General features: G+C 53.2%; 16 protein-coding genes and 1 pseudogene. 4 read left to right on the forward strand and 13 right to left on the reverse strand.

Features of this window, described 5'->3' with window-relative positions; translation table 11 throughout:
• Positions 1–50: 50 nt before the first annotated feature.
• Both EAW52_RS22150 and EAW52_RS22155 read right to left on the reverse strand, forming a co-directional pair.
• Positions 51–1,598 (reverse strand): TerC family protein, encoded by a 1,548-nt coding sequence (locus EAW52_RS22150; protein ID WP_122044091.1) that lies wholly within the window; start codon positions 1,596–1,598, stop codon positions 51–53.
• 337 nt (positions 1,599–1,935) lie between these two features.
• A complete protein-coding gene (locus tag EAW52_RS22155) occupies positions 1,936–3,357 on the reverse strand; it encodes an OprD family outer membrane porin (RefSeq protein WP_122044092.1) in 1,422 nt (473 codons plus the stop codon).
• 708 nt (positions 3,358–4,065) lie between these two features.
• Between EAW52_RS22155 and EAW52_RS22160 the strand changes: the two genes are divergently transcribed.
• Both EAW52_RS22160 and EAW52_RS26050 read left to right on the forward strand, forming a co-directional pair.
• Positions 4,066–6,123: a DEAD/DEAH box helicase gene (locus EAW52_RS22160; RefSeq protein WP_122044093.1), complete on the forward strand. Its 2,058-nt coding sequence runs from the start codon at positions 4,066–4,068 to the stop codon at positions 6,121–6,123.
• 154 nt (positions 6,124–6,277) lie between these two features.
• Positions 6,278–6,418, forward strand: coding sequence for a hypothetical protein (locus EAW52_RS26050; protein WP_019364986.1), 141 nt, complete (start codon positions 6,278–6,280; stop codon positions 6,416–6,418).
• Positions 6,419–6,492: 74 nt separating this feature from the next.
• Here the strand turns inward: EAW52_RS26050 and EAW52_RS22165 are convergent, their stop codons facing one another.
• From EAW52_RS22165 to EAW52_RS22175, 3 genes are all read right to left on the reverse strand, one after another.
• The gene (locus tag EAW52_RS22165) at positions 6,493–6,678 is read right to left on the reverse strand and encodes a hypothetical protein (protein ID WP_122044094.1); all 186 of its coding nucleotides are present in this window, start codon (positions 6,676–6,678) and stop codon (positions 6,493–6,495) included.
• 893 nt (positions 6,679–7,571) lie between these two features.
• Entirely contained in the window at positions 7,572–7,910 is a 339-nt protein-coding gene (locus tag EAW52_RS22170) for a YceK/YidQ family lipoprotein (RefSeq protein WP_122044095.1), read from the reverse strand.
• Between the two features lie 19 nt (positions 7,911–7,929).
• Entirely contained in the window at positions 7,930–9,078 is a 1,149-nt protein-coding gene (locus EAW52_RS22175; RefSeq protein ID WP_122044096.1) for a dienelactone hydrolase family protein, read from the reverse strand.
• Positions 9,079–9,416: 338 nt separating this feature from the next.
• Here EAW52_RS22175 and EAW52_RS22180 point away from each other — a divergent pair, with 338 nt between their 5' ends.
• Positions 9,417–10,466 carry a DUF1615 domain-containing protein gene (locus tag EAW52_RS22180; protein ID WP_162997788.1) on the forward strand — a complete coding sequence of 350 codons (1,050 nt, stop codon included), beginning with the start codon at positions 9,417–9,419 and terminating at the stop codon, positions 10,464–10,466.
• Between the two features lie 18 nt (positions 10,467–10,484).
• Here EAW52_RS22180 and EAW52_RS22185 read toward each other — a convergent pair whose 3' ends face one another.
• Complete coding sequence (locus EAW52_RS22185) at positions 10,485–10,859, reverse strand: helix-turn-helix domain-containing protein (RefSeq protein WP_177411919.1); 375 nt, start codon at positions 10,857–10,859, stop codon at positions 10,485–10,487.
• Between the two features lie 111 nt (positions 10,860–10,970).
• On the opposite strand from EAW52_RS22185, the gene EAW52_RS22190 reads away from it, so the two are divergent.
• The gene (locus EAW52_RS22190) at positions 10,971–11,582 is read left to right on the forward strand and encodes an NAD(P)-dependent oxidoreductase (RefSeq protein ID WP_122044098.1); all 612 of its coding nucleotides are present in this window, start codon (positions 10,971–10,973) and stop codon (positions 11,580–11,582) included.
• Positions 11,583–11,629: 47 nt separating this feature from the next.
• Here the strand turns inward: EAW52_RS22190 and EAW52_RS22195 are convergent, their stop codons facing one another.
• From EAW52_RS22195 to EAW52_RS22225, 7 genes and pseudogenes are all read right to left on the reverse strand, one after another.
• Entirely contained in the window at positions 11,630–11,866 is a 237-nt protein-coding gene (locus EAW52_RS22195; protein WP_122044099.1) for a hypothetical protein, read from the reverse strand.
• 94 nt (positions 11,867–11,960) lie between these two features.
• A complete protein-coding gene (locus tag EAW52_RS22200) occupies positions 11,961–13,154 on the reverse strand; it encodes a GAF domain-containing sensor histidine kinase (protein WP_122044100.1) in 1,194 nt (397 codons plus the stop codon).
• Between the two features lie 426 nt (positions 13,155–13,580).
• Positions 13,581–14,096 carry a cupin domain-containing protein gene (locus EAW52_RS22205; protein ID WP_122044101.1) on the reverse strand — a complete coding sequence of 172 codons (516 nt, stop codon included), beginning with the start codon at positions 14,094–14,096 and terminating at the stop codon, positions 13,581–13,583.
• Between the two features lie 162 nt (positions 14,097–14,258).
• Positions 14,259–14,507, reverse strand: a complete 249-nt coding sequence (locus EAW52_RS22210) for a hypothetical protein (RefSeq protein WP_010798589.1) — start codon at positions 14,505–14,507, stop codon at positions 14,259–14,261.
• A gap of 435 nt (positions 14,508–14,942) precedes the next feature.
• Positions 14,943–15,786, reverse strand: a pseudogene (locus EAW52_RS22215) (universal stress protein).
• 16 nt (positions 15,787–15,802) lie between these two features.
• Positions 15,803–17,290, reverse strand: a complete 1,488-nt coding sequence (locus EAW52_RS22220) for a SulP family inorganic anion transporter (RefSeq protein ID WP_122044102.1) — start codon at positions 17,288–17,290, stop codon at positions 15,803–15,805.
• An 895-nt stretch (positions 17,291–18,185) separates the two neighbouring features.
• Entirely contained in the window at positions 18,186–19,922 is a 1,737-nt protein-coding gene (locus EAW52_RS22225) for a glycoside hydrolase family 5 protein (RefSeq protein WP_162997687.1), read from the reverse strand.
• Between the last annotated feature and the right edge of the window lie 382 nt (positions 19,923–20,304).

A 20,304-nucleotide genomic window follows, 5' to 3' on the forward strand; every position in this document is an offset into this window, starting at 1 on the left:
ACAGAAAAGGCGGCTTGAAGCCGCCTTTTCCAAGAGCCCTGTCAATGGCCTTATCGCTTGCGAAGATAAACGCGGCTAACGCGTCGCTCGTCAATGTCGGTCACGGTGAGACTCCAATCTAGCCATTCCACGCGATCACCTTTGACAGGCAACCGATCCAGCAGGCTCATGACGAGGCCGGCCAGCGTCTGATAGTCCTGAGTAGCCTTGGCCTGAAAGCCCAGGCGCTGCCTGAGAACATCCAGCGGGAGTCCACCACTGACGATAAAGCCGTCCTTGTCCTTGCGGATATCGGGCACTTCCATTTCGCTGGCGTCTGGAAGATCACCTGCAATGGCCTCAAGCATATCGGTAATGGTCAGCACACCTACGAAATCACCGAATTCGTTGACTACAAACGCGATGTGCGTCGAAGCATGGCGAAGCTGTTCCAACGCATGCAAGGCCCCGCAGGTTTCTGGCAATACGATAGGGACATGAATAGCGCTATCGAATGCTACATCGTGTCCTGCCAGCAACTCACGAAGCAGGTCTTTCTTATGAATGAATCCCAGCGGCTCATCAACTTTACCGTCTCGTATGACCGGCAGGCGTGAGTGAGGGGAGTCCATCAGACGCTGGCGATTGTGCTCATCTGTATTGGCCAGGTCGATGTAGTCCACATCGGAGCGTACCGTCATGAGGCTGCGAATCGGCCGTTCGGACAGGTTCAATACACTGCTGATCATGATGCGTTCCTGGCGATGGAAGACGCTTTGATCACGGTCATCATCCAGCAGGTCAGTGATCTCGTCATCCATCTCGTCCGTTTCAAACTTGCGCCCGCCCAACAGGCGCATGACCGCGTATGCCGTGCGCTCCCTCAAGGGATGGTTTCCGTGCAGCTTCTTACGACGTCGCAGGCGTGCGATCTGGTTGAGCAGCTCGATCAGAATCGAGAAGCCAATCGCGGCATACAGGTAGCCCTTCGGAATATGAAAGCCCAAACCATCGGCGGTCAGGCTCAAACCGATCATCATCAAGAAGCCCAGGCACAGCATGATGACGGTAGGGTGTGCATTGACGAAGTGGGTCAGAGGCTTGCTCGCAACGATCATTACCCCGATCGAGACGATCACCGCGATCATCATGATGGAGAGATGGTCGACCATGCCGACCGCGGTAATCACGGAATCCAGCGAGAAGACTGCGTCCAGCACCACGATCTGTGCGACGATAGGCCAGAAAGCCGCGTAGGTTTTGCTGTTTCGTGCCTGAACGACATGTCCTTCAAGGCGTTCATGCAATTCCATCGTGGCTTTGAAGAGCAGGAAAATACCGCCAAACAGCATAATAAGGTCGCGCCCGGAAAAGCTCTTGCCAAATACCTCGAACAACGGAGCGGTAAGGGTTACCAGCCACGAAATGCCGGCCAGCAGACCCAGACGCATCAGCATCGCCAGCGACAGGCCGATGATGCGGGCGCGGTCACGTAAGTGAGGCGGCAGTTTGTCTGCCAGAATGGCAATAAACACCAAGTTATCGATGCCTAGGACCAGCTCAAGCACGATCAGCGTGGCGAGCCCCAGCCACGCGGTGGGATCAGCAATCCATTCCATGTGGATCAGGCCTCTATCTGTTGGAAGTTGAATAGCCGAACGTGTACAGCGTCGGTGTGCGCGATGGGATGATCAAGCAGGCACCGTGGCAACGAGAGGGCATTGTGAGGTAAACAGAAAGGGCGTAAGGAAGTGGCAACGTGACGCTGAGCAGGGCTGCTCGATATGAAAGGGAAGCGTCGACTGGGAGGTTCGGAGGACGTGTTCATAACACCTTGGATAGAGTGGAAAGCCTAGAGCTTAACCGGGTGATAGACATTTGCCTAAAGCGAAACTATTACAATTTGCTATGGACCAGCAGGGTGAGAAAGGACGCGCCGAAGCGCGTCCTTCGGTATTACAGGAAGTTGAATGGCAATGTGGAAACGAGGCGGATCTCTTTGAAGCTGCCGTCTACCTGATTCTGGCTAGCCTTGTGACGGGTCAGCATCAGGCGGAACTTGCTGTCCTTGATCCGGCCGGACTGGACCTGGTATGTGCCGACCAGCCCGAGTTCGTGGTGGGTTTCCCCGTCCTGTTGTAGTACTTCGGCATAGTTAGCGTAATTGCCACTGCCGGGATTGTAATGCGTACCGTCGATGTCCCAGCCCTTAACGTACCAGATGCCCGTTGTCAGGCCCGGAACGCCGAAGTAGCTCCAGTCAGTCTCGTACCGGACCTGGGCGGACTTCTCGTTTGGCCCGTTATAGTCCGAAAACATTGAGTTGCCCAAGTAGATCGCAGCGGTCTCGTGGGCGTAGTCGAAGTACTCGTTTCCTTCAATCTGCTGGTACACGAACGTCAGGCTGTGAGCCTGATGGCTGCCGGTAAGCGCCATGCTCCACGCAGTATTGTTTATATTGCCAGCCTTCGCATCGCCTTGATCGAGGGTACGATATCCATTGAATGCAGCTTTCCAGCCAAACGTCTTGATATCACCGCCAGTCTTGCTCAACCCCAAGTAATACTGGTTCCAGACGTCTTCAAACTGTGCGCCGTAGAGGCTGATCTCGAACCCGTCCAGCGGCTTGTAGTTACCGCCCAGGTAGCTCAAATGATCACCAATGACCTCACGTGTACCGTATTCGGTCGTGAATTTCTCATCGCCTGCACCGGTTCGCGGACTGGCACGGCGGAAGCTGCCGGCTTGAAGCGACAGGTTGTCCCATTCATCGCTGACGATCCCGAAACCGGTAAAGCTGGAGGGCAGAGCGCGGTTGTCGTTATAGCTGACCACGGGTGTATCGATCAGAAAGCGACCGACCTTAAGCTCGGTATTGGACACACGCAAACGGACATCAGCTACCCCTAGCTTTGACCATTCATCGTGGCCATGACCGTCACTGTCTGCCAGCGTACGGTTGCCGCCACCACCGATTCGTCCCTTGCCTCGCTCCAGGTTGATGGCATTGAACCCGGCAACATCGATACCGAACCCCACGGTACCTTGCGTATAACCGGAGCTGTATTTGAGCGTTGTGCCCTGAACCCAGGTATTACGAGTATGAGTGAAGTGACGGGAGCCGTTCTTGGGATAGGTGAAACCGAAACGGTCTTGCCCGATCTCCCGAGCAGCAAAGTTCCGCGTGGTCAGCGTTAGCGTATCGTCTCCAAAAAATCCCTTGGCGCCTGCCTGGCCTTTGACCGGCTTCTGCACATTGGGAAGGCTCTGGACTTCATTAATGTAACTAGGGTCATCAGGGGCCGGAGACTGAGCCTGAGCTGCAAGCGAAAGTGCAAGTAGCGAAAGGGTAAAACCGGCGCGATACAAAGTAGACATCTATTTTCCTTATGATTTTTATAGGAGTTCGAGTGAAACGCCCCATGGTGCTTTTCCTGCTGACAGGCAGAAGGAAAGTGTCCGCGGCGCGGCGCTATACGCTCTGCCAGAACTATTAACGAAACGCTTACGTATTTGCTCTCCCTCAATCGAGACGTACTAGGCCCATGGCTTAGAAACCCGTCTCGCCGAGTCAATTTGAATAAAATGGGTTTCTGCTTCTATTGCGCTTTGCTCACTTCCCGAATGGCGTATCGAGACAGGGCCAAGGCAACCAAGTAGGCCGTTTAACGGCATGGAGATCCATGGAAACAGTTCCAAGATTTCATGCCCGTCGCAGGGCTCTATGCAGAAGCTGTACCCAAGGAAACATGACTGATTAGTCAGCTTTATGTTTGTCCGTTACACATATATTTATGGCGTAAATGCATAAAATCAGGGCAGTTTCGATATCATTAAGCCTGTATACATTTGGTAACAGTCGCTAAACCATTGTTACGCCTGAGAAAGATATCGGTGATGAAATGCGTACCGACTGTGCACAGGTGTGCTCTGTAATGGTGCATGGTTTTTCAAAAGGGTGCTTGGCTGCCGGTAGTTTGCTTCTGCTCGTTGCAGCCACACTGAGTATTCCCCTGATTATCTATCCAGCACAACGAGCCAAAACGCCGTATCATTGAGGGTGAGTTTCAACCGGATAGAATCCACATGCTGTCTGCTGTTAAACGCTACCTGGCAGGGGCGTTATCGAACTATTTTCCACGTACCACGGAATACCTGCAGAGCAATGGTGATGGCCCGCTGTCTCATCCCAAGCCAAGCAAGCAGGCGGGCTCATTGCTGACCAATAAAATCAAGTCCATGGTCGCCCGTAAGCCCACCCAGAAAGTCAACCCACGCAAAAAATCTGAAGCCGGTGCAAAAGGTTCTCCAAAGCGTGGCAAGCCGGCTCCCACGGCTAAAAAAGTTCAAAGCAAGAGTGCAACTGCGACCAAGCGATCAACGAAGCCGAGCGGACGAGCCAAGAAGCCTTTGGAGTCTGAGCCCAAGGCCCATAGAGCTACCACGGAAGGACTCTATGGGCCTGCGTTACTGTCTATAACCGAGCAGCACGTTCAGGCGATGCATGAGCGCGTAGCCGAAGCCGTCAAAGCAGGAATAATCCGGGCGCCGTCAGACGAGCAGTGGGGTATGATTGTCAGCCGCAGCCCGGCTACGCGCATCTTTGCAGGTGCAGGGGCGGGCAAGTCCACTACGCTGGTGCTGCGCGTAGTCTTCATGCTGTGCCATCTGGATATCAAGCCCGAACAGCTCACAGTCATATCGTTTACTAACGACTCCTGCGCGCAGCTGCGCGAGCAGCTTATCAAGGTATTGTCCTTCTGGAAGTTCTCTTTTTCAGCTGAGCAGGCGCGCAGCTGCGTACGGACCTTTCATTCGGCGATGGGTATGCTAGCCAAGGACGCATTAGGTGCGCCGGTATGGTTTGAGCAGCTGTCCGATCGCAAGGCATCGGCTACCGAGCTGGACAATCCATTGACAGGCGGCCGTCTTCATCCTGTGCAGTTGGACCTGCTCAAACAGGCCTACCAGCGTGCCTATTCAGACGTCCCGGCGTTCAAGAGGAAGGTCGACAAGCTGTTGAATATCGCTAACGAAAGCGATGAAAGCGAAGGAAACAGGCCCGCTCCACTCAAGCCGTTCAAGCTGGAGGGCGAGTTCGTAGCGGTTCCGCTTTTTGAGGCGTTCTACGTCCAGGCGGGCTTTATCGAAAGCCTGGGACTACGGGTAGATCGTTTGCAAAGCGATAGCGTGCAGTGTTCCGTTCGCGAGCAGATCTTTATCGAGGCCCTGGGGCTTTTCTGGAAAACGTTTGAAGCCTGCCTGAAAGAGAGGGGTCTGCTGACGTTCAACCGTGCGTTTCAGGAGCTTACCGATCGGCTCAATCGAAACGATCGGAGTATCCGTCCGGAAATGCTGATGCCCTTCAGTCATCTGCTGATCGATGAATTTCAGGACATCTCCCCACAGATCGTATTGTGGCTACAAGCCGTCCATGGATATCTGGCCCGTCAGAAGCGGGCAATCAGTCTTATGGCGATAGGGGATGACTGGCAATCCATTTATGGCTGGCGAGGAAGCTCTCCCGAACTCTTCATGAACTTCGACCGTCATTTTCCAAGCCAGGGACGAAACAGAAAAAGTACCGTTCTGACGCTGGCTACCAACTATCGCTCCGTGGAACCCATTATTCGGGACGCTGAGAGAGTATTGGTTGGCGTAGTATTCAAGCAGGAAAAGACCTGCCAGGCCGCCAGGACCGTCAAGCGAGGTGATCATGGCGTGCAGGCGGTTACACGGTTCGATTTCAAGAGTCGCCTGCCGGAAGTGGTAAAGGAGATCGAGGCTCAGTGCGCCCATGCTGCAAGTCGAAACTCTTCGGAGCGGACCGCGGTGTTGCTGTTGAGCCGACGCAATGAGACGCTCAAGACCCTTCAAAGCCATCTCGACAAGGCGCTACCTGTTCGCTGCTATACCATTCACCGGGCGAAGGGATTGCAGGCTGAAGTAGCCATTGTTGTGGACGACGGAGCCGGTGCGTTACCACATCCGCTGCGCAACGCATTGTATAGAGCGTCTGGTTTTTTTCAGAACACCTATGATCAGGCGATGGCCGATGAGTCATCAAGGCTCTCTTATGTTGCGATCACACGAGGAGTTAGTCGTGTACTCTGGTATACGACCAAATCGAGAGGGCCATGTTGATAGCGGCTAAGGCCTTGAAAAGGAATCTGTTTCTCCGATTATCGATTTGGCTGATGATGACTAGTGCTACAAAACATTTCTAGCTTGTTCCTGCGCTGCCTATGGTGAACCTGTCTCTTCCTTGAAGAGCCCACCAGTTAAAGAGGGTAGCGCCATGACTCATCAATTGTTTCGTAATCCAGCCAATGCCTTGCATATCCACACCAGTTTTGCCGAAAAAGCGGCTTTTCTGCTGGGTACGCAAAAACAGGTACAGCTTAAAAAGGCGACTGGCAACATTGATCCAGTCCGTTGAAACGGGTGCCATCCCTCGTGCTTGATACGAGCTGTTGCGTAAGCACAAGGGATGACACATTAACCTGACAGCGATTAGCGCTTTTGATAAAGATCCAAAAAAGCAGTGGAGCCCTGTCTCAAATGTCTGGACAGGCGAATGGGGCCTGACTGCTCATGCTGGCGCTCCTGGGCCAACATTGTTCCGGCTTGTAGATCGCAGCCGTGAATCATGAGCTGGAGCAGGGAGTGGGCTGGTGACTGTTTGATAAGTATGTTCATGGGCAGGGACCATGTAAGGTTTCGTCCATAGTTACGCTCATGTAGAACGTCTGGTACTGATTTACATCAAGGCTTGTGCGTGCTGTATACATACCGCTCTTTTCATTTCAGCCTTATTTCACCGCCAGCAATCATGACCTTGGTTACGTAGGTAACCGACGTGCTGTACTACAGACTGTCGTTTGAGCGGAGCGCGGTAGCCTGGACCATGTCAGTCAGTTCCGTAGGCCCCACTTGAACGTACCTCCAAGCTAAGCACTCCTTTGCGTCATATGCGAAACCTGGCGACGTATGGATAATCGGCGTTGCCGATCTCCATAACTGGGGGCAGGCTGAGAAACACCTTCTACCTGGGTTGACATCACGTGCCGTGACTTATGGTGTCCTGCAACACGCAGGTCTGCTTCATTTCTTTGATGTGTATCAAGCCTCGGCTTTACAGGCGTATGACGATAGTGGCATCAGGTAGCGGGAGAGCCCCAAGGAGCCGCGGCATGAATCGCTATCAACGCCTCCTTCTTGTGGTGGACAACAGCTGTTAGCGGACTGCTGCCTTTATGCGTGCCCAAGCGCCGGCGCAAGCCAGCCGAGCAGCATTGCACCTGGTTATGTTTGATTATGTCGAGGCGAGGCGATTACAGCCCATTGCTGCAGTAACCAACTATTGCAGCCGTGATGAGGTGGGTGTGTTGGTAGTTGGTCGTACGGAGCACCATCCCTTGCCCTGGCTGGGAAGTTTTGCCGAGCCACTGCTGGCTACGCCCCCGTGCAGTATTCTGGCTCTAAGCCGTTCTTCGGTCCATGCTGTAAGCATCTGCACTCGATCACACTTGGTTCATCGAGTGCAGATCCAAACGGCCATAGATTGGCGTTACTGGAATAGAGGGGAGAAACTATTTCTGGCCCTTGATTTCCATACTGCCGTATTTGTTCTGCTGATAGATCGTGTAAGGCAATACCAACGTATCCAACACACCAGAAAGCGCTATATCTACCGCAATCAGTGGAACAGCATGTTTTTCCTGAGGTGGGGGATAGATAACGGGCGGAGCGTTGAGTGAGCAGAAATCGTACGCCACGCCGCTATAGACCCGGCTTATGGACTCGCAATAGGTTTTCTGCTGCCTGAGCTTGTAGCTGGTAGTCGCATCGTCTTGGAACACCGTATTGAGGGTCCCACACCCAGTCAGGCCCAGCGCCAGGACGCCAATGGCAATCGTGTCAAGCTTCATGCCTATCGTTCCTTCTATATCAACGTGGCTTGAGCCACTGATCAAGCCAGACAAAAGCGGCTTCCTGTTGCTCCTGCACAAACACGTGGCCAAGTTCGGGCCACAGCTGTGTGGTGAGATTCAGCTCGGCCTGTTGAGAACGCCAGATGCGGTACACCTTGGCGTAAGCCGCTTCGACCGATTCTGAAGGGAACAGCGTGTCCTTTCCACCGTTGAAAAGCAACAACGGACGGGGTGCAGCAATTCCGGCAACGTCTGGAATATCGAGCCGGGCCGGTATGCCTGGATGCAGCATGTAGTACGATGACTGGCCGCGTAATGTGTTATTCCCTGGCGTCATCAGGCCTTGGTAAGTCCCAAACCAGGAAATGGCAGCAGTTGCCGCAACCTTGTCTGAAAGGGCTGCTAACTGCCAGGCGCGAAAGGCCCCCATGGAGAACCCGACAGCGCCGATGCGACGTGCGTCGACCATCGGAAGCGTTGCCAGAAAATCGACCGAGCGCATGTCATCATAGGCCATTGTTCCGGCAAGGGAACGTCCCAGATTGAAGAAATTGCTGGCAAGCGCCTGTTGCTGTTCGTATGTCACCGGGCCGCGCTCACCCCAACCAAGGGCATCGACCGAAAGTACGACATAGCCCCGCTTGGCCAGCTCATCGCCAGGAAAGCGGCCAGAGAAATATTTGTCAGCCCACTGCTGCGCGGAAGCAGATACTGTTTGATCACCCCATGGTTTGACCATCTTCTCTTTGCCAATATCAAACCGCGCCCCATGGTCATGCAGCATTAGCACCGCGGGATGAGGGCCGGGCGTATCAGGCAAGAGAAGCAAAGCGTTGACACGACTTTCATCCGTCAGCGTGAACCTGATCTTCTGAGCGCTGTAGCCTGAACGCTGCTGCTGATCAATAACCTGAGCGTTGAAGGCACGCTTTGAATCGGGTGTTAGCAACGCCTCGCGCAGTAGCGTTTGGGCATGGGTACGCCATTTTGAAAAGTGCTTGTAATGACCTGACAGCCAGCTATCTGGGTAGGTCATCTTCTGTTTGAGCAGCAGGTAATTGCCGGGAAGTGCGTCGGCTGTAATGGGAGCGGAAGCTGACTGGGCTTGAGCATTTGCTGCGGCAAGGCTGATCCCGCAAAGCACGAGAGATTTCAGAATATTCAAGGTGCGACTCCGGCTGTTGTTGTTATTGAGGCGAGAGTATAGACAGCAGTATGACAACTTAAAAATGGATGGGCCCTCTGGCAATTCGGACCTCAGCTGTTCAGGCCGATATCCGATAGGATGAGGCAGGCCGTTACGTTTGCTATCGAGGTGGAATTCTTTCGATAGGGGGCAGGTCTCACACGCATCTCACCTCGACACGGGAACCATAATCCTTGCAGACCCTCCGTCTCACACCCACGGTGGCCACGTTCCTTGTATCATTCCACTCCATTTCCAGGGGACTGGATAGCGGTTTACGCTATGGCCGGTACGCTCTTGGACTTACAGCCCTATTGATGCTGGCAGGATGTGGAACACACTCTCCGCAGCAGGTATCTGCGCCCAGCCCAACTGAAGTACAAGCCAGGATTGTCAGGCTTATGCCTGGTAGTGTGTCTGATCGCCAGGGCTGGGCTAGGGATATTTATACGGCGCTCGATGCGCAAAAAATTTCTTCAACAACCGAAAATATCTGTTCCGTATTGGCGGTGACCGAGCAGGAGTCAACGTTCCAGGCGAACCCTCGGGTACCAGGCATGGGCTCGATTGCGAAAAAGGAAATCGATCGCCGCGCAGGCAAGTTGCATATACCGGCCTTTCTGGTCCGTACCGCATTAAGCCTACGGTCACCCAACGGCAAAACTTATAACGAGCGACTTGCTGCGGCGCATACCGAAAAAGAGCTGAGCGATATCTTTGATGACTTCATTGGTATGGCCCCGCTGGGCAAGACACTCTTTGGCAGCTTCAACCCTGTTGAAACTGGCGGGCCGATGCAGGTCAGCGTGGCGTTCGCTGAGCGCCAATCCAGAGGTTATCCCTATACGTTTAACGGATCGATCCGTAACGAGGTCTTTACCCGACGCGGCGGTGTTTATTTCGGGACGGCACACCTGCTTGGCTATCCGGTCAGCTACACCCAACAGATCTACCGATTTGCCGATTACAATGCCGGTTGGTATTCGAGCCGTAATGCTGCGTTTCAGCGGGCAGTGAGCAGTCTGACAGGCGTTTCTCTTGCGCTGGACGGCGATCTGATCCGCTATGGGTCACTGGAGCCGAGTGCAACCGAACTGGCCGTCCGTAAGCTGGGCAAACGACTGGACATGAGTGAACTGGCCATACGACGTGCGCTTGAAAAAGGAGAAACACTCGATTTCGAGGAATCCAAATTGTACACCCGCGTTTTCGAGCTGGCTGAGAAGAAAGCGGGTAAATCGCTACCTCGGGCCATATTGCCAGGCATTACGCTCGAAAGCCCCAAGATTACCCGCAAACTAACCACCGCCTGGTTTGCCAAGCGTGTCGAGGAGCGCTACCAGCGCTGTCTGGCGCGTGCGAAGTGACGTGCAGCACGCCTTGGTTTACCGAGGCGTGCTGTCGTAGCGCAGTTGGGCCTGATCGATCGCGTCCATATTCGCCTCTGCCCACAACCGAAGTGGCTGGAGCGTCTCGGCGAGGGTAACGCCCAGCTCGGTGATACGGTATTCCACGGTGACCGGAACGGTGGGAAATGCCGTACGCAAGACCAGACCGTCCCGCTCGAGCGTTTTCAATGTCTGCGATAACATCTTCTGGGAAAGCCCGCCGATTCGGCGCAATAGCTCATTGAACCGTAGGGGGCTTTCCAGCAGAAGATCGAGTATCAGCACCGTCCACTTATCTGCAATTCGATCCAGTATCCGCCGGGTTGGACAGTCAGCGCTAAATGTGTCGGGTGCCAGAGCCGCTTGATTCATTGGCAGTCACCTCAGGGTAACCAAGTGAGAAAAAAGTGCGTTCTTGTCGGAACGTATCGCGTCAATTAACGTGGTTTCCGAAAGTTACTAACTAACGGAAGGAGACTATACATGAAGGTTGCATTAATTGGCGCGTCAGGAAATGCCGGCTCATGCATTCAGGATGAGTTGGTGAAGCGAGGGCATGAAGTGACTGCAATTGCCAGAAATGCCTCTCGTATAAAAAAGGTAGCAGGTGTACTACCGGTAGCGGTCGATGCGAATAACGAAGCTGAATTGACGGGTGTCCTAAAGGGTCATGACGCCGTTATCAGTGCCGTCATGTTTACCAGCAGCAACCCGGAAATTCTTATCTCAGCGGTAAAAAAGGCTGGGATCAGACGTTATCTGGTAGTGGGTGGCGCGGGAAGCCTTGAGGTGGCACCCGGAGTCAGAGTAATCGATACGCCTGATTTCCCATCGGAATACAAGCCAGAGGCTTCGGCGGGTGCGCTCTTTCTCGAGCGGTTACAAAGGGAGCCAGCGCTTGACTGGACATTTCTTTCGCCCTCGGCCGAATTCGTACATGGGCCACGCACTGGGGCGTTTCGACTGGGTGAAGATAGCCTGCTGGTAGATCAGAAGGGACGGAGCCACATTTCATTCGAAGATTATGCAATCGCCATGGTTGACGAACTGGAGCAAGGCAGGCATCTCCGCAACCGGTTTACCGTTGGGTACTAAAACGAGGACAGAATCGTTACCGTTCGCTTGCTCGTGAGCGGTTGCGCTTATAGATCCCGTGCAACGGTTGAACCTTTGCGACGGAGCTCATGGATGGCATCTTCAATGATGGTGTTCATGAGTTCCTGATTCGCGGCATGACGATTAAGCAGGCTCCGCTCAACCTTGGCAGGCGTTCGCGGGTCGATGAGCGTAATGACAAATACATCGCCCCGACTCTCAAGTGTGTACTTGACGGGCGGATCGAGCGAGGCAAGGCGGTATTTCAAGGCGTTCACTGTCATAAAACCATTCTGTCGTTGTTTTCACTTCGACAGGTACAGCACCGCCGATGTTCCTACCATTCAGCTCGAAAGGCGATGCTAGAGCGCTTGCTTGCTAGCGATTTACTGGCATGGTGAGGGTGAATACCGTCCCGCTGTCTCGGTTGGAATTTACCTTCATATGGCCACCATGGGAGCGGGCAATTTCATTGACGATGTACAGCCCGATACCCAGCCCCTGTTGCAGGTTGGTCTGAAGCGTCGTTCGGCTGGCCCGCCAATACGGTTGGAACAGGCCAGACAGGATATTTTCAGAAAGAGGCTCGCCATCGTTGTGAACGGATAGCCTCAGTAAACCATTCTCCACCTCTGCACGGATCAGAATAGGGCTTTGCGGATTGCCGTGCTGAATGGCGTTGGCTGTCAGGTTCGACAGAAGCTGCGCCAGGCGGTCGCAATCGCAATAGACCGTCCCCAATGTATTTACCGCACTTTCAATGCAGCGATCAGGGTAGGTTGCCTGTAGCTCATTGACGACCTGCCGAAGGTGCAGTTCCAGGTTGCCGCGCTCCTCCTTGGCTAGCGGGATGCCATTACCCAGCTGTCCTCTGGAGAAATCAAAGATGTCTTCCACCATTCGTAGGGCTCGCTGGGCAGAAGCGTGGATCAGTTCGACCAGCGAGCGTTCCTGATCCTCGCGCGGTGTTTGCAGTAGCCGCTGTGCACCCGCACAAATGGAGAACAGTGGATTGCGCAGATCATGGCCAACCAAGGCAAGAAAATGCTCTCGGGATTTGGCCGTCAGCTTTTCATCAAGCAGCTTGCTTTCGGTTTCGATAAGGTTTTCCTGGGTTTCTATTTCCAGCGAAAGCAGATGAGTAAACGAACTCATCATTGCCAAGGTTTTCGTCTCGTCCAGATTCGCGGGCTCTGGATCCAGTGCGCACAACGTGCCGAAGAAACTGCCATCGCGCCGGAAGATGGGAACCGAGATATAACTTTCAAAACCATACTGCTTGGGGGTTGGGTGGCTGCAGTAGCGCGTATCTGCACTGGCGTGATTGATTAGGATCGAGTCCTGGCTTGCATGGACTTCGCGGCACAGTGTTGTGGTGACATCCAGAGGATCGCCTACCTTGAGCCCAAAGCCGATCAGGTCCAATACGGCACAGGTTGTCCAGGAATCTTCAGTTACCCGTGCGATTGCGACAAAACGAAGAAGGGTGCTTTCAGATATGACCTTGAGAATAACGCCAACAGCACTGATTCTAGCGATGATGGAAAGATCATTCTCGAGTGTACGCATCATGAGTTATACCTTGAAGCGAGGCGTACTTCACGGCTGCCCCTGACGATAGATCAGGGTAGTGAACGCGATTATCGTTTCGTTGACAACCTTTGGACGTATACAGTTTACACAGGTGAGACTCCTGGCCAGGGAGACGACTTTCAAAGTCGCTTGCCATTGCCGTCTTTTACCCTCGGATGGCTCAAGAGCCGCCTGCATGACACATCCCTGGCTTAGGCGTGCCCGGAGGCTTACACAGTGGGACGCTGTTGAGCGTGAAGCGCTACCGTATTAGCAGGATAGTGTTCTATAACGACCGTACCTGTAGCAGGATGGCTGCTGGCTGGAAATGGAAAAAGCGCACGCCCATACAGGTCACGGCAGCAAGCAATGCCTCTCTAACGACATAACCTCGGGCATAGAGAGGCCTCCAGAACACAGCTGTGTTCAGATTTCACCTTCCCAATAGTCCAAGTTGGCCTCGGTCCTCTGTAGAGCGCGAAACGCCTTGATTCCCTTGGCACTGGCAGTCGCAAGGTACTTACCCGAATCTGGATACTCTACGACTTCGGGCGACTCTTTCGTGCTGATTGACAGGTATTTCAACTCAGCGTGGGACGTATTGATGATCTGATGTGGATAGTCAGGGCCGGCAGGAATAAAAAGCACATCGCCGGCCTGTATCGGCACATACTCGCCTGCCACCCGCAGCGTACCCGTGCCTTCCAGAATGAGAAATGCCTCTTCCTGAGCATGGTGAAAGTGATAGGGACATGAGCGCTTGCCTGGCGGAACGATATCCAGCGATAAACCAAGCTTTTGTGCAGCCGTTCCTTCAGAAAGGCTGCCGCTCTGACTTTCAAACAAAGGGCCGTAGGTTTCATGCGTCAGCGACGCACTGCTCAGGTTGCGAATAAGCGTTTGAGCCAGCACGGCTGCCTTGCTGGCGGGAATTATTGTCATGGCTGCGAGATCCGTGGGGCGTCTGGTTATGCAGCATAGACAATCATAGAGCGATGACGGATTCCATTTTTGCTCCTTTGTGCAAGCGATACCATGAAGTGCGATCGCTAACCGCGTCAGCGATCAATGGTGCCGATCGTATAGGAAGCAGTAATGTAAATCTCATTCCTCTTCCGGCACCAACTTGCGGCGCGCAAACAGGCTTTCCAGAATCTTGTTCAACAGCACGACCAGCGCAATAAACACCAGGAAATAAACAACAACATTGTCAGTACCCATAAGCCTGGAAAGCTTACCGGCAATCATTGCAGACAGCGCCAATACACAGACGAAGCGAATGCCCAGTACTAATGCAGACGTGTACTCATGAACCACATTGTCAGGTTTCACGGGGCGATCACTCGTTTCCATAGTCCAACTACCTGGCAAGTCTGATTGCTTGCCTGGCTACTTTAATAGCATTGCAACGATGCTTTTCCGAGCATCATCCTCCGAACGATCACTTATGGCCGATAGGCGCCAATTACAATGGTGATTGATACGCTTGGCGCTGGGCCGTCAGAAAACCGGCGTGATCTAAAGGAGGTGAGGTTATGAAACGATGACCGTCATAAGTCTTTACGCCCTTCGAAAAATCAAGATGTAAATCAGTGTCACTTGGCTGAAATGAAGCGAAGCCACCAGCGATCCCTAAGCTCGGCGTGCCGGTGCGATCTATAGGAAGGGAGCTACCATCGTTGAGGACTACTTCGCTGAAGTCAGAAGGACTGATGCCTTCGAGACAGGTTAACATTTCAAACGACTAAGCTTGGCCGCGGCTGACGAGACACGGCCAAGTAAGAAGAGTTACCTGAGCAGAAGCAGAGGTACCGAGGTTTGCTGGATCATGCGGGTCGTTGTGCTACCTACCAAGAAGCGCCGTATGGCTGAATGCCCATAAGCTCCCATTACCAGCATATCCATGGCGTGTTCCTCTATGTATTGAGGAATCACATCGGCTACTTTGCCTTTACGAACCACCTGTTGTGTCTGAATTCCTGCTGCTGTGAGGGTCTGCCTTGCCCACTCCAGTTGCTCGCTAATAGCCGTTGAAGCCTAGCCTGCAAAGAACAAATAGCAGTCAAGCCCCTGGAAGAGGGCGCTGTGACCTATCAGCTGCACAGTCATGTGCGCCGTTTCACTGCCATCAAAGGCAATCACTGCTCGTTTGGGCTCTTTGTACGCGCCTGTTGCAATCAACATGGGTCCATGGAGCGTACGGGCCACGCTTTCAACCTGGCTACCAACTCCAATGCTGGACGTGTGCTCACCCTGTTTGCCAATCACCAGCAAACGCATGTCTGTTTCCAGATCACGAAGGGTATCGACAAGGTTTCCATGCCGTTGCAAGACGCTTGCCTGAACGGATGCAGCCGCGGCGGCGCGTTGCTGCGCTGCGGCTAGCATATGTTCCCCTTGTTCACGAGCCAGACGAGCGCGCTGCTCATCCAGCCGGGTGAGCTCATCCAGTAAGCGCTCCCGACTGCCCAGGCCTACGCTGCCGCTCAGGTCACCTGGTATTAGATACTGTGCCCGGTCCAGGACATGCAGAAGCGCTAGAGGCAGGGCATAGCGGGCTGGCCCAGGCCGCATAGTCACACACCGAGAGGGCAGAGGCGGAGCCATCAATATAGGCCATGACATTTTGCATGGTGTTCTCCTTGTTGTTAATGGCTCGTGAGGTTGTCGAGAGCGTCAGGCTTGTCATGCGTACCAAAGCGATCAACGATGGTTTTGCTCGCCTCGTTCAGGCCAATGACCTGAACGTCAGTACCCTCGCGGCGCAACTTGATCACTACCTTATCGAGTGCGGATACCGAAGTAATGTCCCAGAAATGGGCATGGGTCAGGTCAATCACGACCTTGTCTACGGCGTCCTTAAAATCGAACGAATCGACAAATTTAGTGGATGAGCTAAAGAACACCTGACCAGCGACTCTGTAGGTTTTTTCATGTCCATTTGCTGACAGGACCGAGTCAACGCGTAGGTAATGGCTCACTTTGTTGGCAAAGAAGAGGGCAGCCAACAGGACACCCACGAGAACACCATAGGCCAGGTTATGCGTGGCCACAACCACTGCGACTGTTGCGACCATAACGATATTAGTCGAGAGGGGATGGTGTTTAATATTACGGATTGAATCCCAGCTGAAGGTCCCGATAGACACCATGATCATGACGGCCACCAGGGCTGCCATGGGGATCTGCGATAACCATTTACCTAAAAAAACCACCATCAAGAGTAGAAAGATACCCGCTGACAGCGTTGACAGGCGCGCCCTGCCGCCTGACTTCATGTTAATGATGGATTGGCCGATCATCGCGCAACCAGCCATGCCACCCAGCAAGCCAGAGGCGATATTAGCGATACCCTGACCTTTGCATTCGCGATTCTTGTCGCTGGGCGTATCGGTAATATCATCAACGATGGTTGCGGTCATCATGGATTCCAGCAGACCCACCACTGTAAGCGCCGCGGAGTAAGGGAAGATAATCGCCAGTGTTTCCAGGTTGAGGGGTATTTCAGGCCAGAGGAAAACGGGCAGTGTATCCGGAAGCGCTCCCATATCGCCCACCGTACGGATATCAAGCCCCAGCGACATCGACACCGCAGTAAGAATGACGATGCATACCAACGGGGAGGGAAGGGCCTTGCCGATCACCGGAAGGTAGGGAAAGAGATAGATGATGCCAAGCCCGGCTGCTGTCATGGTGTACACGTGCCAGGTTACATGGGTGAGTTCGGGTAGCTGAGCCATAAAGATCAGGATACCCAGGGCATTGACAAAGCCGGTGACGACCGAGCGCGAGACAAACCTCATCAGCGAGCCCAATTTCAGGTAACCGGCTATGATCTGGAGCACGCCTGTAAGAAGCGTTGCGGCCAGAAGATATTGAAGGCCATGGTCCTTGACCAGAGTGACCATCAGCAGAGCCATGGCACCAGTCGCGGCCGAGATCATGCCGGGACGACCACCCACAAATGCAATCACAACAGCAATACAAAAGGAGGCGTACAACCCAACCTTTGGGTCGACACCTGCAATGATGGAAAACGCGATGGCCTCTGGAATCAAGGCGAGGGCTACCACAATACCGGATAAAAGATCGTTCTTTACGTTGGAGAACCACGTATTTCTAATAGCAGCGAGCATAAAAAATCCGCGCAATATGCGTGACTAGGCATGCCAAAACAAAGGGCGTGCAGAGCAAAGCAGCGATAAGTTTTAAGGGTTTGATTTGCCGTCAGACAGGCGTAAGACACACCGGTACCACGGCAGAAAGCCTGGGCTGAATAAACAGCTAAGCTTTAGACAAAAGCAGGGCCGCTTTCTTGGGGAGGGGGAGATCTATGGCGGCGTGGGCAGCCAGATGGGCATAGTCAACTTAATCATGGGATACCTTTCTATATCCGGTTTTACTAGTCATTTAGCACAATAAGCCTAACACGATTTTTTGAAAAATGGCTAACCTCTCATCAAGCGATGGGCTGACCCTTATTGCTCAAGCCTAAAATGATCTCTCTATATCAAGCGTTACCGTGTCGTAATGCAGCGTTTTGATTTGACAAAGCTAAGAGCCTCCAGCACGCGGTAGCTCTTCTATTCAAGGATGGGGCTATGATGGAGAGACTGCCGGCTTCGTACAGTGCAGTATCAATCTGGTAAAAGCTTTTTAACGCAGCGGAAAAGTGCAAAAGACGAAGCACAGCGATAACGCCTCAATATGCTTAAAACGTAACATCTGTATCGTCACACTCATCTTCAGCGCTACGTGCTTCCAGATCACCTAACCAATCCCAATCACTGGTGCGCTTGGGTTCACTCAGTAGCCATTCTATAAAAGCATTCAATAGCGGATTCACTTAACTGATTTTATGAACGTGTTGGTTCATTAAAGACAGTAACTACAAGGATGCCTGATTATTACGCTTATAAATGCTTTCATTATGTTTCAAGGACTTATGATGAACCGAATCAATTGCTATGCAGGACAACGATTAAGTTCCAGAGCCTCTTGGCGAAAGAGGCTCTGGATGCATAGCTCCGATTAGTTGGCTAGCGCCGCCAATGTCTTGGGATAACCTACGGTCGCTCCATTTACCGGAGCGCCCTCGAGATAAACCCCAAGGTTTTTACCTGCCTGGACATAGGTAATCTTGCGAACCTCGCCATTGGCAAGGCGTACAGATTTTCCTACCTTGAATGCCGCCTGGTTGGTTGAGGTGCCAGGAATCGAGAAGCCAGCCTTCTTGCGGTACACGCCGTTGAGCCAGTCAGCATTGGTAAAGTCATTGATCGGGCTTGTGGCGAGTACTGCCGATACCAGCGCCAGCTTATTAGGATAGCCTACCATCGATCCATTTACCGGAGCGCCTTCCAGGTACACCGCCATATTGGTACCGATCTGGACAGCAGAGATCTTTCTGACCTCTCCGTTAGCAAGTCGCACCGAAGCACCTACTATGAAGGCAGCCTTATTAGCGGCCGTAGCAGGGATCGAGAAACCGGCTTTCTTGCGATAAACACCATTGAGCCAATCGGCGTTAGTAAAGTTGTTGATTACGCTACTAACTGCACCGTCTGCTCCAGCAACAGGTGGGGTGGTTACTGGAGTTGCTGCCGGTGGTACCGAAGTCGACGGTGCTGTGGAAGAGCCAGTACCCGTAGACGGTGTGGTCGCAACCGGAGTTGTACCCACAGACGGAGTGGATGGCGTTGGCGTCGTGGAGGCGCCTGCCTTCTTCGGGCCTATTTCCGTACAGCTGCTGCTGTCCATGTACTTCTTGAGCGTCGGCCACTGCGGGCGCTCTACACCATTGATAGGCTCAACCGACATGAAATAGTTGCCCCAACCCGGACCTGCCGCCCAATAGGACGCCGGTACGCAATTCTCTTTCAGGTAGGCCAGCATATTGTCCATCAGGATGTTCCAGCGCGGGTTGTTATCCGGTACGCCGAACTCACCAATATAGCCACGCTGACCATGCTTCTTCAGCCACTCTACGAACGGCTTGACCCGATTCACGCCGTACATCACGTCCAGCTTGTTGACGTCTACGTCACCATAGCTGCCACCGGCGTTCTCATCGAAATACGAGTGCGCCGAGAAAATGATGTTGTTGGACGGATCCTTCAGGTTCAGCAAGGGATCATTCCACTCCGCCCAGCGGGTAGCGCTCGACCAGCCGTTACCTTCCACAATGATCGGGCGGGTCTTGTCCACGGCGCGCACACCGTTGATACCGTATTGCGCAGCGGTCGCCCAGTAGGCCAGGGCCCCGTTGGGCTCATTCATGATGTCGTAGGCGTACAGGGCGGGTTGATTACTCCACTGCTGGGCAATCTTGGTCATGATCTCCTGGTAGCGGGCATACGGAACGCCACTGGTCCCAATCACCTGGCCGCGATAGCGTGCATAGTTATGCAGGTCCAGAATGATCTTGATGTTGTGCTTTTGCGCATAACCAAAGGTGCGGTCGATCAACGCAACATAGGCTGGATCCAGCGGGCCACCCAGCTTGGGTTGCAGGCGCTCCCAGATAATGGGGAAGCGGAAGGTCTTGATACCCCTGGCGCTCCACTGCTGGAAATAGGATTCCACTGGAAAGATATAGTTGGTGCCATTGATTCCAGGTAGAACATGGGGAGCAAATCCCGCACCGGACAGGTTCAGACTAACCAGATCGACCGGTTCGGCTTGGGCGGCTACCGAGCCAAAGGTAAGACCCACGAGAAGGGGCAGGCTCTTGAAGAATCGCTTAGAAAAATGAATGGACGTGCTCATAATCACCATACTGCTCTGCTAGTGATGGGCTAGGTCTCGCGTCCATGAATACGAGGGGGCTGCCCTAAATAAAAAGTAATGAGGTCTTGGTACTGGGAGATACCAAGAGGCGCATCCTGACGCTTATGGCCTTGATTACAAGTGACGTGCCAAAACCTTTACATATAAGGAAACATTTAGGATTAAAGTCCTGATAGCTTTGCTAAATACTTGATGGCGCAATGCTTTCAGCAGGAAGACCGTTTATCGGGTTTGATTTTTCAGGTCGAGTAGGCAGTACCTGGTGAAGAAGGGATCCGTTGAGCAGTCAGAAATCTGGCTTTCAGGCGAGACCATTCTGGCGCTTTCGCCTATGCGGCTCGATATTTCTTGAATATTTTCA

This window comes from Pseudomonas sp. LTJR-52 (assembly GCF_003691465.1).
Classification (GTDB): Bacteria; Pseudomonadota; Gammaproteobacteria; order Pseudomonadales; family Pseudomonadaceae; genus Chryseomonas; species Chryseomonas luteola.